The organism is Ensifer sp. Root423, from assembly GCF_001426275.1.
GTDB classification, from domain to species: domain Bacteria; phylum Pseudomonadota; class Alphaproteobacteria; order Rhizobiales; family Rhizobiaceae; genus Ensifer; species Ensifer adhaerens.
The window spans coordinates 1-13,928 of record NZ_LMEG01000022.1 but is presented as its reverse complement, the minus strand read 5'-3'; the positions used below and the strand labels follow the sequence as shown (position 1 = coordinate 13,928).

General features: G+C 59.4%; 17 protein-coding genes and 1 pseudogene. 12 read left to right on the top strand and 6 right to left on the bottom strand.

Translation table 11 applies throughout. The features are described from left to right. Positions 1-5 precede the first annotated feature (5 nt). Positions 6-947 (bottom strand): ornithine cyclodeaminase family protein, encoded by a 942-nt coding sequence (locus tag ASD01_RS19225; RefSeq protein ID WP_060517428.1) that lies wholly within the window; start codon positions 945-947, stop codon positions 6-8. Between the two features lie 124 nt (positions 948-1,071). Between ASD01_RS19225 and ASD01_RS19220 the strand changes: the two genes are divergently transcribed. The 6 genes from ASD01_RS19220 to hisN all read left to right on the top strand — a co-directional run bounded on the left by ASD01_RS19220 (position 1,072) and on the right by hisN (position 6,536). Next, positions 1,072-1,641, top strand: coding sequence for a helix-turn-helix domain-containing protein (locus ASD01_RS19220; RefSeq protein WP_060644265.1), 570 nt, complete (start codon positions 1,072-1,074; stop codon positions 1,639-1,641). Between the two features lie 128 nt (positions 1,642-1,769). Further along, positions 1,770-3,206, top strand: a complete 1,437-nt coding sequence (gene pdxR, locus ASD01_RS19215) for a MocR-like pyridoxine biosynthesis transcription factor PdxR (protein WP_162251019.1) — start codon at positions 1,770-1,772, stop codon at positions 3,204-3,206. Between the two features lie 284 nt (positions 3,207-3,490). After that, positions 3,491-4,285 (top strand): transporter substrate-binding domain-containing protein, encoded by a 795-nt coding sequence (locus tag ASD01_RS19210; RefSeq protein WP_060644263.1) that lies wholly within the window; start codon positions 3,491-3,493, stop codon positions 4,283-4,285. A 58-nt stretch (positions 4,286-4,343) separates the two neighbouring features. Next, positions 4,344-5,042 (top strand): ABC transporter permease, encoded by a 699-nt coding sequence (locus tag ASD01_RS19205; protein ID WP_060644262.1) that lies wholly within the window; start codon positions 4,344-4,346, stop codon positions 5,040-5,042. Next, complete coding sequence (locus ASD01_RS19200; protein ID WP_060644261.1) at positions 5,039-5,767, top strand: ABC transporter permease; 729 nt, start codon at positions 5,039-5,041, stop codon at positions 5,765-5,767. Before ASD01_RS19205 ends, ASD01_RS19200 begins: the two co-directional genes overlap by 4 nt. Continuing rightward, entirely contained in the window at positions 5,760-6,536 is a 777-nt protein-coding gene (gene hisN / locus ASD01_RS19195) for a histidinol-phosphatase (RefSeq protein ID WP_060644260.1), read from the top strand. The genes ASD01_RS19200 and hisN overlap by 8 nt, the downstream gene beginning before the upstream one ends. A gap of 538 nt (positions 6,537-7,074) precedes the next feature. Here hisN and ASD01_RS19190 read toward each other — a convergent pair. Further along, positions 7,075-7,473: a cupin domain-containing protein gene (locus tag ASD01_RS19190; RefSeq protein ID WP_060644259.1), complete on the bottom strand. Its 399-nt coding sequence runs from the start codon at positions 7,471-7,473 to the stop codon at positions 7,075-7,077. A gap of 413 nt (positions 7,474-7,886) precedes the next feature. Here ASD01_RS19190 and ASD01_RS35670 point away from each other — a divergent pair. Further along, positions 7,887-8,074: pseudogene (locus ASD01_RS35670) on the top strand (Lrp/AsnC ligand binding domain-containing protein); the annotation flags it as partial. 16 nt (positions 8,075-8,090) lie between these two features. Here the strand turns inward: ASD01_RS35670 and ASD01_RS19185 are convergent. Continuing rightward, entirely contained in the window at positions 8,091-8,300 is a 210-nt protein-coding gene (locus ASD01_RS19185; protein ID WP_060644258.1) for a hypothetical protein, read from the bottom strand. A gap of 252 nt (positions 8,301-8,552) precedes the next feature. On the opposite strand from ASD01_RS19185, the gene ASD01_RS19180 reads away from it, so the two are divergent. Next, entirely contained in the window at positions 8,553-9,134 is a 582-nt protein-coding gene (locus ASD01_RS19180; RefSeq protein ID WP_034803225.1) for a dioxygenase family protein, read from the top strand. 877 nt (positions 9,135-10,011) lie between these two features. After that, positions 10,012-10,275, top strand: a complete 264-nt coding sequence (locus ASD01_RS19175) for a hypothetical protein (RefSeq protein ID WP_034803228.1) — start codon at positions 10,012-10,014, stop codon at positions 10,273-10,275. A gap of 168 nt (positions 10,276-10,443) precedes the next feature. Here ASD01_RS19175 and ASD01_RS19170 read toward each other — a convergent pair whose 3' ends face one another. Next, entirely contained in the window at positions 10,444-10,653 is a 210-nt protein-coding gene (locus tag ASD01_RS19170) for a DUF1515 family protein (protein ID WP_051659639.1), read from the bottom strand. A 22-nt stretch (positions 10,654-10,675) separates the two neighbouring features. After that, a complete protein-coding gene (locus ASD01_RS37295; RefSeq protein ID WP_256385327.1) occupies positions 10,676-10,804 on the bottom strand; it encodes a hypothetical protein in 129 nt (42 codons plus the stop codon). A 321-nt stretch (positions 10,805-11,125) separates the two neighbouring features. Between ASD01_RS37295 and ASD01_RS19165 the strand changes: the two genes are divergently transcribed. From ASD01_RS19165 to ASD01_RS19155, 3 genes are all read left to right on the top strand, one after another. After that, positions 11,126-11,575, top strand: coding sequence for a hypothetical protein (locus tag ASD01_RS19165; protein WP_051659640.1), 450 nt, complete (start codon positions 11,126-11,128; stop codon positions 11,573-11,575). 560 nt (positions 11,576-12,135) lie between these two features. Next, complete coding sequence (locus ASD01_RS19160) at positions 12,136-12,348, top strand: hypothetical protein (RefSeq protein WP_089045299.1); 213 nt, start codon at positions 12,136-12,138, stop codon at positions 12,346-12,348. Between the two features lie 534 nt (positions 12,349-12,882). Next, a complete protein-coding gene (locus tag ASD01_RS19155; protein WP_060644255.1) occupies positions 12,883-13,140 on the top strand; it encodes a hypothetical protein in 258 nt (85 codons plus the stop codon). 631 nt (positions 13,141-13,771) lie between these two features. Here the strand turns inward: ASD01_RS19155 and ASD01_RS34815 are convergent. Then, positions 13,772-13,928: glucoamylase family protein (locus ASD01_RS34815; protein WP_280138784.1), on the bottom strand; the 157-nt coding region annotated here is incomplete at its 5' end.

Here is a 13,928-nt window from a genome sequence, read left to right as displayed (position 1 = left end):
ATTGGTTAGCTGCGTGCTGCGGAAAGCAGGGCGCTGGCGGTTGCTATGTCTTCGAGCCCGAGCCCGATCGAACGGAAGAAAGCTGGACGGCCAGTGTCCCGGGCAGTCGCTCGGCCCGACAATAGTTCGGGCAGGTCGCCAACAAGGCGATCTGTGCTCCACTGGCCACGTTCCGCGGCAAGTTTCATTTCGCCGGCCGCAGCCGGCGTGGTGGCCCGATAGTCGCAATAGACATCGAACCGATTGAGCGTGTCGGGGGCGATCTCGTGGGCGTTGGCGACATTGGTGCTGATGGATGTGACGAGTACGCCCGCGCCGAACCTCGACGCGTCGATGACCGGTGTGCCGGACGAGGTGCATAGCATGACCACGTCGGCGCCGGCCGCGGCCGTATCGGTATAGGTGGATGTCGTCACCGGGCAGCCGGATTCGAGCTGCACCGGAAGACCGTGTCGGTTGGCAATATCCGGAGAGCACAGACGAATTTCCTGCCACGGACGGATCGATGCGGCATGCCGAAGATGCGCGAGGCCGATTTCGCCTGTGCCGATGATCGTCAGGATCTTTGCCTCCTTCGAGGCGAGCAGATCGGCGGCAATCGCGGTGGTCGCGGCCGTTCGTTCGGTCGTCAGGCGTTTGGAATCACACAGGAGCAGCGGCTTCCCGGTCTCCATCGACATCAGAAGCGTCCAGGCGGTAACGGTCGCCCCATTCGTGCCGGGGATATAGGGCGACAGCTTCGTGCCAAAGACACCATCGCTTCCAAGAACGCCTGGATAGGTGATGAAGTCTCCGCCGCCGGCCGGGAATAGGCTCAACGTCTGTGGCGGCTGCACAGCCCGTCCATCGGCAAGCGCGATGAACATACGCTCCAGGGCTGCGCGAACATCTGTCCGGGGCAACAATCGAGTGATATCTTCGTCGTTGAGTACGACCAATTTCTGCATTGTGACGATCCCAAAAAGGCGTGCGAAGTCACGCTGCATGGACGCCAAAGCCTTGGCGCCCCATGCAGGGCAAGACGCACAGAAATGTGTTGAGCTGTGAAAGCCGGTAGTCTAGAAGGACCATATGAGCAATATATTGCACAGTCAAGACCGGGCCGATGTGTTGACCCACGTTTCCGGAAACCTCCGCCGTTTAAGGCTCGCCTCGGGCCTGAGCCAAACGGCGCTGGCAGATGCATCCGGTATCAGCCGGCGGATGATCGCGGCGGTCGAGAGCGGCGACGCGAACATCAGCCTTTCCAGCCTCGATAAATTGGCGACCGCGATGGGCGTAGACTTCGTCGAGTTGGTGCGCGATCCATCGAGGGAGACGCGCGCCGAGATCAACGAGGTCACCTGGCGCGGAAGTCAACCGGCGAGCGCCGCGATGCTGCTTTGTTCGGCGCCCGCCTCGCGGGAAACACAGATGTGGCTGTGGACCCTCGGCCCGGGCGACAGCTACGTGGCCGAGCCAGACCCCGAAGGATGGCACGAGATGCTTTTCGTTGTCGAAGGAGCGCTGCGTTTGATCCAATCGGGCGAGGCGCAGGACTATGCCACGGGCGAGTTTGTCACTTACAGCACGGCCCAGCATTATTCGTACTGCAACGTCGGAAAGAAGACCGTCCGCTTCATTCGCAACGTCGTCTCGTAGATCGAAATACCGCCCGGCAGGGAGATAGTGCGCGGCTCCGCACAGGGATTTCTCGGATGGCTTCAGCGAAACAGTTCAACTATCCCGTTTGGACCATGGTCGTTCGAGAAAAGTCCGGTGGGCCGACGTTGCAGGAGCAGCTCTTCATCCAGTTGCGCCGGCTGATCGTCAACGGACAGCTTGCGCGCGGCGCCCGAATGCCGGCCAGCCGGTCGATAGCGACCGATCTCGCGATATCGAGAAACACGGTCAACATGGCCTATGATCGCTTGGCGGCCGAGGGCTATATCAAGCGTCGCCCGAGTTCCGGCTTCTACGTGGAAGAGAGCCTTCCAGAAGACTCGGTGCGGCCTGGAGGAGAAAGAAGCCTGCCGCCTTCGAGTTTACCGGTTGCGCTGTCTGCACGGGGGAGAGAGGCATCGGTACGGCATTGGAGTTGGTCGCGCCAGGACAAGTTCGATCTCAGTCCTGGCATGCCGGCGCTGGATATCTTCCCCTACAAGCAGTTCGGCAAGATCGCCGCCAACTATTGGCGACGCTTCACGGTTTCTGACCTCGGGTATGGCGAAGGCGGCGGCCTGGCGGCGCTTCGCCAACAACTCGCCATCTATCTTAGCGAGGCGCGCGGTATCCGATGCGAGGCTGACCAAATTATCGTCGTGGGAAGCACGCTTCAGGCTGCCAATCTCGTCGCGCATGTTCTTCTCGACGCCGGTGACGTTGTCGGCGTCGAGGACCCGGCCTACGCGACGCTCTTGTCCACTCTGCGTTCGGCTGGGCTTCGGCTCTCACCCGTGCCCGTTTCTCGTGACGGACTGAACGCTGACGACATCGCGCATCGTGCCGCGGATGCCCGGATGATCCTGGTTTCGCCGGTCGGCCAGTTTCCCGCGGGTGCAACCATGTCGGAAGCGGCGATTGAACGGCTTCTCGCCTGGGCCAATACGTCGCAGCGCTGGATATTCGAGGACGACTTTAACAGCGAGATCAGATGGCGCGGTACGCCGCTCATGCCGCTCGCCGCGCGCAAGGGTGGCGAGCGGGTCATCCATGTCAGCTCCTTCAATCGTGTGCTCGCCCCCGGGCTGCGGCTTGCTTATCTCGTCGTGCCGCGCGAGCTGATCACCTCGTTCACGGCAGTGCAAGACAGCCTTTCCTGCTATGCGCCGCTGACGCACCAGCATACGGTCGCCGACTTCATGGCGAGCGGAGAACTCGCATCTCATATCCGGCGCACGCGCGCCCTCTACAGGGATCGTGCCACCGCGATGATCGCGTCCCTGAAAGAAAAGCTGGGCGACGTGTTCGATGTGCCGGAACTGGACGCTGGTCTCCATTTGACGCTTACGGCGCGCGAGCCCTTCGACGACGTCGAGCTTTCACGGCTCCTGCGCGGAGCATGGATCGACACCCCACCGCTCTCTTCCTATTGCATTGAGCGGAAGGATCTTTTTGGTCTCGTAGCGGGATTTGGAAATCTCTCCACCGAGCGGCTGGCCGGGGCGGTTCAGCGGATGGAGCTTGTCACGAGGCGGTTTCTGGAGAAAGCCGGCAAATCTTCCTGAAGCTCGGTCTGGTACCATCAGTTCATGGGAATTGGTACTTTAGCTCGTTCTGCTTCCGCGCCATCCTTTGTTCCAGAAGACAGGTTCTGGAGGGAGGCCAGAATGCAAGTCGGATCCAAAGACATCACCAGATAGTCGCGCTCACCAGCATCGCCGGAGCAGGTACGTGCTGCTGGCTTTGAACACAGGTCGCCGCCAGCGGCACCTCATATGCAGCCGCGCGCTTAAAGCAGCTGCCCTGTTCCCATGCCGAAAAAACGCAGCCTTTTGACAAGGAAGGTCCCATGAAAAAGATCATCGTATTCACCTTCGCCGGCCTTTTGCTCGGCGCGACGTCGTCGCAGGCCGCGACGCTGAAAGTGGCAGCCGACTGCACCTATCCCCCGTTCGGATATCAGGACGCGAACGGAGAAATCAAAGGCTTCGACGTCGATGTCGCGCGTGCCATAGGCAGGCAGATTGGCAGTGAGGTCGAAATCATCTGCCAGTCCTGGGACGGCATGATCCCCGGCCTGCTCGCCGGAAAGTACGACCTGATCTCCGCATCGATGTCCATCACCGAGGAGCGGCTGCAGAGTATCAATTTCTCCGTTCCCTACCGCTCGTCGGCCGCCCGGTTCGTCGGACTAAAGACCTTGGATGCCAAGCCGGTGACGGAGGCAGGCGAGCCGAACCCGGAAGGCGTTGCCGGTAAGACCATCGGCCTCCAGCGCTCGTCGACCTATGCGAAGTACATTGCAGAGAAGTATCCGCAGGCGACCGTGTCCGAGTATGACAAGGTCGACAACATGATCCTCGATCTTCAGGCCGGCCGCGTCGATCTCATTTTTGCTGGCCCCATCAAGCTCGACAACGATTTCCTCAGCAAGCCGGAAGGCAAGGACTACGGTTTCGTCGGTCCGGAAATCGACGACGTATCCTACTTCGGCGCCGGTATCGGTATCGGCATCCGCAAGGCCGACGAAGATCTTCTGAAGAATGTCGATGGTGCGCTGACCGCCATGTTCAAGGATGGCAACTTCAAGGCGATCAACGACAAATACTGGTCGTTCAGCGTCCTTCCGGCCTCCGCAAAATAATCCGCGACGACAACCGGACGGAGCCGATCGACGGCTCCGTCTTTCTTTGGAGACGACCATGGATCTATTGCAGGGATGGGGTGACGAGATCGCCCACGGCACCCTTTTGACCATGAAAGTGGCAGTCCTCTCGCTGCTCGTCGGCCTGTGCTGGGGCATGCTGGGCGCGTTGGCGCAGATGTCACCGAACCGGGCCGTGGCATCCCTTGGCCGTGGCTTCAGCCTGGTGATGCGAGGTACCCCCGAACTGTTGGTCATCCTGATCGTGTACTTCGGCGGCACGGTGGCGCTGACGAAAGCGGTCAACCTCTTCGTCGCGGATTTCGGCTTCGTCGAGGTGCCGCCTCTCCAGGCTGGCGTCTTCGCGCTCAGCCTCGTCTTCGGTGGCTATGCTGCCGAAGTCCTACGCGGTGCGTGGCAATCCGTTCCGAGCGGAGTGATCGAGGCGGGGCACTCGCTTGGCCTCGGGTGGTTCGTCATGTTCGCCAAGATCCGTCTGCCGCTGCTCATGCGCTTTGCATTGCCAGGCCTTGGCAACAACTGGATTTCGCTGATCAAGGATACCTCGCTGATCTCGATCGTCGGTTTGCATGAACTGACGGGCTTGTCGCAGATGGCCACTTCGGTCACCCGCCAGCCCTTCACCTTCTATATGACGGCCGCCCTGATTTACCTGACTCTGACATTGGCAAACACGCGCCTCATCGCCTGGTTCGAAGGACGGTTGATGCGCGGCGAGAGGAGGTCCCCAGTATGAACTGGTCCCTGATGTTGGAGAGCGTTCCGGCGCTGCTCTACGGTGCGCTGGCCACGGTGCAATTGCTCCTTATGACCCTTGTTTGCGGAGCCCTGCTCGCCTTGCCGCTTGGCATCGTCGCAGCCAATGGCCGCCCGATCATCCGGCTCCCGGTGATGGGCTACATCACCTTCTTCCGTGGAACGCCTCTGCTGGTGCAGGTTTTCCTGGTTTATTACGGATTTTCGCAGTTTCAGATCATTCGCAGCAGCATCTTCTGGCCAGTCCTTCGTGAAGCCTGGTTCTGCGCACTGCTGACGCTCGCGCTCCATACCGCAGCCTACACCGCGAACATCCTGCGCGGCGCCATTCTCGCAATCCCGGCCGGTCAGAAGGAGGCGGCCGTCGCCTTGGGCATGCGCCCCTTGTTGATCTACCGGCTCGTTATTCTTCCCCAGGCGTTGCGCATCGGCATGCCGGCCTATGGCAACGAAATGATCAGCATGATGAAGGCGACCTCGCTCGCCAGCACGATCACGATCATGGAGCTCACGGGCACGGCAAATACGATCGTCGCCCGAACTTATGCTCCCTACGAAGTCTTTATCTCCGCTGCGCTCGTCTATCTCTCCGTCGCCTGGATGCTCTCACGCCTGGTGCGGGCGATCGAGGCCCGACTTTCCCGCCACATGCGACCGGCCGGAGAGGCACAAAACACATTGAGGAGGGTACCCGCCCATGCTTGACCAGCCGCTTCAGCTTTTTTCCAGTTTCGCCAGCGAGATCGCCGATGTTGCGCGGCAGATCGTGCGCACTGCTGCGGCCGGCCCGCGCCGCCCCGTTGCGAAATCGGATTCGAGCCCGGTGACGGAAACGGATCGCGCGGTCGAGCAGTCGCTGCGCGAACGCATCGCAGACCGCTTCCCCCGCCATGGGGTACTCGGGGAGGAGTTTGGCGCCGAGGGTTTGGGGGAGGAGTTCGTCTGGGTCATCGATCCTATTGACGGCACTAAGGCTTTCGTCGGCGGACTTGCTGTCTATGGCACGTTGATTTCATTGACGCATGGCGGGACGCCGGTCCTCGGACTGATCGACAATCCTGTCACCGGCGACCGCTGGCTGGGACTGTCAGGGCGCGCGACGACCCTCAACGGTGTCGCCATCCGGACCGCATCGACCGCTCTCCTTTCGGAGGCTTTCATGGCCAACGGCAATCCGGAGCCGTTCCAGCAAAACGAGAAGGATGGCGTTGAACGCCTGCGCCTATCTACGCGGTGGTGCGTCTATGGGGGGAGCTGCATGGCCTATGGCCGCGTCGCGGACGGCAGCATCGACATCAGCATCGATGGAGGGCTCGATCCCTACGACTATTGCGCCCTTGTCCCGGTGGTGACGGGTGCGGGCGGATGTATCACGGACTGGCAGGGTCGGCCGCTCACGCTGACTTCCGGCAATCTGTGCCTCGCGGCCGCCAACGAAGCCTTGCATCGCCAAGTCCTCGAAACGCTGAATTGATGCAGCTCTGATGAGATTAGGGCTACGATCAACCGTCTCCCTGCCCCCGAATGACAGCTCGCCCTCCGATAGGCCACAAGCGTTTCAGCATCCATCAGGTCGCGCTGGTAGAAGAACATGGTGGCCGCATAGCGGGCGCGGCCGGACCACTCGGTTCCGTCCGGCAGCCTGTTCATCTTCCAGTGCCGCTTCGCCTCCTCGTCCATGACGCTGGTCTCAGAAGCGGCCAGGCGGGTTGGCCGAGCGACGGTCGAGCTTGACGAAGGGCCGCGCGACAACGCGCGCCCGCTGGCCACCTGGTGGCGATGATGCGATTCCGAAGACCGTCCAATTCGGATTGCGCGATTTCGGCGCGAAACGGCCTGATTTCATCTCCAACGGAGCTACTGGTCGATCGCACGGACCCTACTGCAAAGCCGTTGGCGAGCATCGGCACAGCGGCCGGTGACACGCCAGCGCCCAAAGCAAACCTCGCCTAGACAGTGACCTGGTGAGGGTATTTGTTTCATGAGTGGATCGCCCCCCCATCGCAGCGAACTTATTTCAGCGGGACAACAAGAGGCGTGTCCTTCGCGACGATGTAAGTCGCAAGCTCCGACGCCACGCCATCGCCAACATTCGTGGCGATGTGCGCAACACCCGCCGGAATGAAAAGGGCTTCACCGGCCTTCAGCGTTACCGGCTTCTGACCCTCGAGCGTGTACTCAAGCGCACCTTTGAGCACATATGCAATTTCTTCGCCGGGATGTTTATGATTGATAGATGCAGCCTTTGGCGGGAAATCTACCCGGACCTGAAGCGCTTCCTTGCCCGGCACGCTGATATCGCTTTGAACCAGACCAGTCCGTTTGAGTTCCTGGGCCTGGGCAACGCCGCCCAGCGCGAAACTGATTGAAGCCGCCGCGGCAGCGATCGCGATGCTATGCATAATTTTCATTTGGAACCCTTTCCAGTGGTGACCAGTTGTCGAAGTTGGAGCGTGCAGCCGAAGATGCAGTCGCGCTTTTGCGGCGGGACCTCAGTCCTCACGAAATCCGTTTCTATTACCGCGTTCAGTTGACGCGCTGCTTGTGTATGGATTGTTTCTCGATGAGCAGGGGTTTGTACCGAATCTGCGCCAATAGATTGGCTGAAACGATTAGTTACAAATTGCGATGATGGTTCGTCGAAACCTGGAGCAACTCGAGCCAGGCTATCCTTGACACTGCCCGCGCTGCGTTCTGGTATCTTTCCAACCCCGAAAGTCAGTCGGTCACCGCGCCGTGGGCTTCTTGGCGGCTAAGCCGGCGGCGCTGAGCATTGAGCACCATCACTTTTCTAAGGACAGCAGAACCGATAGATCAATCCCGTGGCGGCTTTCCTGAAATCTCGCAGATTCACACGACGAACGGCCGGTGGGATCTGCTGGTAGAACTCAGCGCGTCTAGCCTGGGCAACGTTGATGCTGTGCTGCGCAAAATCCGTCTCGTGCCCGGCACGGCATTATAGGCAGCGAAACGATCTTTTCCACACCGTGGTCGACGACGGCGAAGCTCTAACTTAACGAGCGTCGATTTAGGTCACGCCGCGGCGTGGGGCGGCTGCGATGATATCGTTCGCATCTCCGCTGGAAACATGGACGACCATCAGCGGCACGCCGGTCACCCCACACCAGCTGCATTTCGCAACGATCCTGACCATCGCGCCCTCATGGCGCGCAGTTTCCAGGGCGTCGAGCAACTCGCGGTGCCCGTAGCCCAGAATGAAGACAGGACGCTTTGCCAAACGCAGCTTCGCCGAGACATGAAGGCGACGAAGCTTACTTCCGCTAGAAAGCAGACGGCGTCAATGGAACGGCATTGCTGCTGCACCAAGTCAGACACCAGATCCTTACGTGCAAACCGTGTAGACCGGCGACGCTTCAGCAGCGGCATTCGCCTGATGACGTTGTTGGTCGCGAAATCTGGTAATATCCGCCCCAGTTCTGCCTAATGGACCCGCAACGATCTTGGCTTCCGTGCTTGGAGATATAGCGCCATGCCGACCCGGCGACATTTCCTTATCAGCTTCGTCGCCACGCCGATTGTTCTGCCGAGACTCGGCCATGCAGCCGGCGGTTCCGTGGAGTTGCCGCTTACGGCCAATTGCGGTGATGACGACGATCTGACGCCGGCACAGACCGAAGGCCCGTATTTCACACCGGAGAGCCCTGAAAAAAAGGACTTCGCCAGCGATTCACCGGGCGGTGAAAGAATGACACTTGTTGGCTACGTGTTAACCAAGGACTGCCAGCCGGTAGAAAAAGCGTTGATCGAGTTATGGCATGCCGATGAGACCGGCACCTACGACAACAACGGATACAAACTCCGCGGACATCAATTCACGGACGCAGAAGGCAAATGGTGGTTCGAGACGATCGTGCCTGGGCTCTATCCTGGCCGCACCCGGCATTACCACGTGAAAGTCCAAAGGCCGGGCGGGAACGTGCTGACGACGCAGCTGTATTTTGCCGATGAGCCGGACAATAGGCGTGACCGCATATTCAATGCAGACCTGTTGCTCGACATCAAAACCACGAGCGACGGAAAATTCGGCCGCTACGATTTCATAGTGGCGTAACTGGCACTTTTCATCCAGCCCTACCGGCGGCTGCGCCGTGGCAGAGTGTGTCTGAGCATTCTTATAGCAGTTCGGTCATGTTCCAATGGCATGGCTTTCGAGAAATGCCATTGCTGAGGATAGGAAGAGGTCGGGGCGCTTGAGGTTGATTACGGGGCCGCCTAGCAGATCCTGCTGCCTGCAGCATATCGCAACCTCATGATTTCCCTGATGACCGTTCACACACACCGTCCTCCCCGCCTACGCTGTGTGGACCGATCTCCGCGAATGGACCGACACTGAAAGCCGTGCGCATCAAGGCCAAGGACTCTGGTACTTTAGACCGGATCGTTCGCTTTGGCGCTGTCGTAGCCGTTTGCGGCCATTTTTTCTCCCCCTCCCGGCTTTCAGATCGAGCCGGAACCAATCCTGACGTCGTAGGTTTGAAGATCGTCCTGGCTCTCTTACACCAGGATTTTGGCACGTACCTCCTAGGGTCCCGTTATCGGCTTTCGGGGCCCCTTTTTTTCTTCGGTGCTGGAACCTCTGTCAAATGTATGCGGTTCTAGGTCTGCTTAGATCCACCATCCCCCGCGGGATCTAGGCTAGGCTCCATCTAATAGCCCAGCATGGAGCCCATGGCACCTCCGTGCCGAGGCCCCGCTCTCCCCGGACGGGGCCGTCTCTTTTCCAACTGGGAACCACTTTCACACGCGGCAGTTAGAGGATAGGCAATGATCCTTTCCGGGATCACAGCCCGCTTCATGGGGTACTCCCATTCCCCGCGTAGAAGCGCCAACGATACCAACTGGCCCCGACACCCCATCGGGGCCATTCTTCCATTTGCTCCGGAACCGCTCGACCTCACAGTAGTTTCTCGTTTCAAAGCGGGGATGTCATGATTGAGAGCAAGCGCGAAATGAACGCAAATGAGATCCCAAGTTTTGTGGCCGAAGTGATCGCGGCGGGTTGCGATATCAACGCCGTGGGACACGATATGTATGTGCTTGGCGATGTCGATGAGCAGGAAGAAGCCAAGGAGGAACTTAGTCGGATCGGCGAGAGGTATGGCGACCGCGCAGCTCTGAGGTCCGAGATCATCGCCTACCTTCGGTCCATTGGTCGGTTCGTGGACGTGACATGGCCCCAGACCATCCACTAGCGCAGCCTGCGCGACCTTACGGAGCCATCTTTATTCAACGGCAGCAGGAACCTATCCGGGACCTGTTGGTTTGTTCATTGCTGATGATCCCGGATCCCTCCGGATCAAACGTAGAGAGCCCCATCGTCGTGCCGTCGGAGGTGGGGTTCTTCTTTCTGCTTACCAACCTTACCCCGTGATCCCGAAGATGATCCGCCGTATCGCCTCGGCCTGACTTATCGCGAGCGCCCTGGCCGCAATTCCGGTGACTCCAAGCCACCGATGCCTCAGCTTCCATCGCCTCACGTCATCGGTCACCAGCTTCATCTCGGAGACCTCCTCCCCAATCGTTATCGCGGAGGCCTCAAGATGGCCGACGCGGTCGACAAGCTGGTTCATGCGCCAATGAACCACTTGCCGGCTAGTCGTCGCCTTGTCTTGACGGCCAGACCTGGGCCAGGCGCGCGGCCGAGTAATTGAGCTTCTCGATCACCCGCTGCATCGTGCCGCCGGTCTCGTGAAAGACGGTCGCGAGCTGTCGGCGAGCCACCGGTCGTCGATTACCGTGCCGGCCGATTGCGACCGATCCCACTCGTCGCGGATGGCACTCATGGCACCGATCTCGGATGCATCAGGCGGCCGCCAAAAGGCGCGCGCCCCGCATAGGCGAGCGACGTCGTTCTGTTCATCGGGTTTTCCTTTAGTGAGATGAAAAAATGAGATAAAAATCGCCGGCCGAAGTCGGCGCTGGCGCTGTTAAGGGCTAGTCACACCCCGTTTTGAAGACCATATTTTGTCTGATTGCTGGACCATGAAACGGGCTCCAGCGACTGATGGACCATCATCACTTTCGCCTGAAATGGAGGAGGTTATGTTTGATCGACTGCAATCCGGATACATTCTTCCCGAGGGGCTCACCGTCATTTCCACGGTCTTTAATAAGGTCGTGAACGCACGGAATATCCCCCGACAAAGTGAAGAAGGCGAATGGCTGGCTCGCGAGGCGCTCCGTTTGTTCATGAGTGGCGTACGAGACGCCTGGGATCTGGAACGCCGACTTAAGGATGCTCGCCGCCCGCTCGACCATTCACCGCCATCGGGAGGCGTTGGCATGGTTGTGGACCTGCTGCCAGAGCTGACGGCATGGGCGCGGAGCTTGACCGCCTCACAGCGTGCGGCAACCGCGCTCACCGAAAAAACACTCGAATACGCCATCGAAAACATCGATGAATTCGTGGCGACATCAGATGTCAGGAGATGGCTGGTCCGTGTGATGTTGGACCTCCGACTTGGCCGAAGACGAGGCCAACATCGAACGTAGGCCAGCAGGGGAAATCAACGGGATCTACCTCTTTGTTAGGAACGCCAGCCACCATTCACGAACGGCATGAAGCCGGCTGAGGAACAGATCATGGGCTATGACTGGAATGGTGCTCGCGGGCGCCGGATGAAGATCGCGCGAATTGGAACGGCCGTCGCGCTGGCCGCCTTGTTGGTGTCCGTCGCGACGGAGGTTGTGACGCGAGCTATCTAGAGGGTAATAGACGATGGATGCTTTGGGGGCGACGGTGCTGATCGCAGGGGCTGTTCTGGCTGACCAGAAGAACACTAGCTGGGAGCCTCGTACGCAACCTCAACCAGGGTCGAAACCTTCCCATCGAGCAAAATCGCCGCCTGGGACCGACGCCTTGACTGGCTGGGGTCCCTGCCGGCTTGGCCTGGAGCCGCGTTCGTCTTCATCGGCGTCTCCATGATCTCCTGACGCTGAGATTGCACTCGTTCAATCTACCCCCTTAAGCATCGCGAACCCGGCGCCGGCTTTGCGGATCGATCAAAAGCGACTATTTTAGTGATGTCTTTCGTACCATGCAGGAGGCATCCATGGGGCTTGGCAGCACAACGGTCCAGGGCGAATTTCTGGGTTCTTTTTCTATCGCGTCCATTGACCCGCTCCTGGGGGTTTTTGAACTATCAACTTCGGCTGGTACGACGATCGAGGTTCAGCTTGACCGGTACAGCGCGGAGACATTGATGTCGGCACTTGCGCAGTTCCTGGCTCAAGGGCAAGCAGCGGAGTTTGACGACGGGATGTGAAGGGTTTGCTGGGTGAGGCGAGCTCTTTAGGGAGGAAATGAGAGCCTACTTGCGAGTGATCGCGCTGATCGCAGGTGTATTGCGGCTCGATCGAAGAGCCCTGGCGGAGGGGACTATCCGCAATTGCTTGACTGGATCCCCGCGATACCGGCTTGGCCTGGAGCCGCGGTGATCGTCGTCAGGGGGGATTGTGATATTGATGTGAAAAGGCTCCAGATCGAAACGGGTACGATCCAGAGCCTTCGTCTGAGTGTTGCCTTCCGTCTGCGCCTTCGATTTCGACAGACGACGCAATTGAGAGCGCATTCACTCGCAGAATGCAACCAGACGATTTCTGTTGCTTCGTCGGCTGGACCATCGAGGGCGAGTGGTCGTCGCTCTGGCGGCCTGTCCGTCGAGGCATCGCGGACCTGCTCTGCGCGGTGATGGCCCGCCGGTTAGTGACATGCGTGGGGCAGGCAAAGTAGCTAGGCAACTTGCTAATGAAGTCGTGTTCGAGGAGACTGCGTTCAGCCTTACCTTTAGGGGTGTAAAATGGACTTCCAAAAGGTCGGTAGAGCCCGGATGATGATGCGCTTGCCACGACATCGGAAACAAATTGCCGATGCAAACTTCCTTGCGATAACCGATCTGCTCGAAGCTTACGGTAAAGCCGCCATGACCCGTGATGAACTGCGCGAGCAGGCGGGTCCCGCCCCAGCACGGCTGAAAGAACATGAAGACCTGTGCCGGAAGTTGGAGGACGACATCCTGAGAATGCTGAGTGCCGTCAGTCCACGTATGATCCGCTAGCGCACGAGAGCGATGTTGACAGCGATGTCTTTCGACACTTCCGCCGCACCGTCCGGAACGGACGCAATCGTCGCCATTCGGTACAAGCCTCCGCAAACACGTTACGATGTTGTTTCTCGACTGGCAGATGCCGAAAATGGATGGAAGAGAGACTGCAATGGCCGCTCGCTTGGGATGACCGACACGCCGTGTCTCATCATGGTGATGGCCCATGGCCGTGAGGAAGTAGTCAAGGCGGCGGGAAGGGCGGGAATTTCAGATGTGCTGGTCAAGCCTGTTCAGCCATCTGCTGTTCGATGCGGTCATCCGTGCGATGGGGGACGAGCCGCCGACAGGGCCGAGGGAGGTGCATCCTCAAGCGTCGCCTGTCCTAGGTTTTTAGATCAAAGCCGCCTTTCACCCAGCTGAGATAGGCGTCCTCGCCCTGCCTGACCGTCTCAAATCCTGATGGTGTCTCCGCCAAGTGCCGTCCTTGCCCTTGGGCTATCGCTTGCGAGTGCTGCAGTTCCTGCCAGCACCAGGAGGTGCCTTCTGTATAGCCCGGCATGCTGATTAGAGAAGAACCCCATGTTCATGGTCGTTACCTTTCCTCATGATGTCGATACCGGCATTTGGCAGCGATGCGGTACCCTCAGAGCCAGCCGCCGGAAAACCCCGCACGCCTCAGGCCGGTGACCACAGGGGCGCATCGGCGCATGATGTTCCACAGCAGGCCGGTCCTGTAGTTCTCGATCATCAGCACCACGGGGCCTTGGTCGATGCCGAAATGATAGGGGCTGACCCACCAG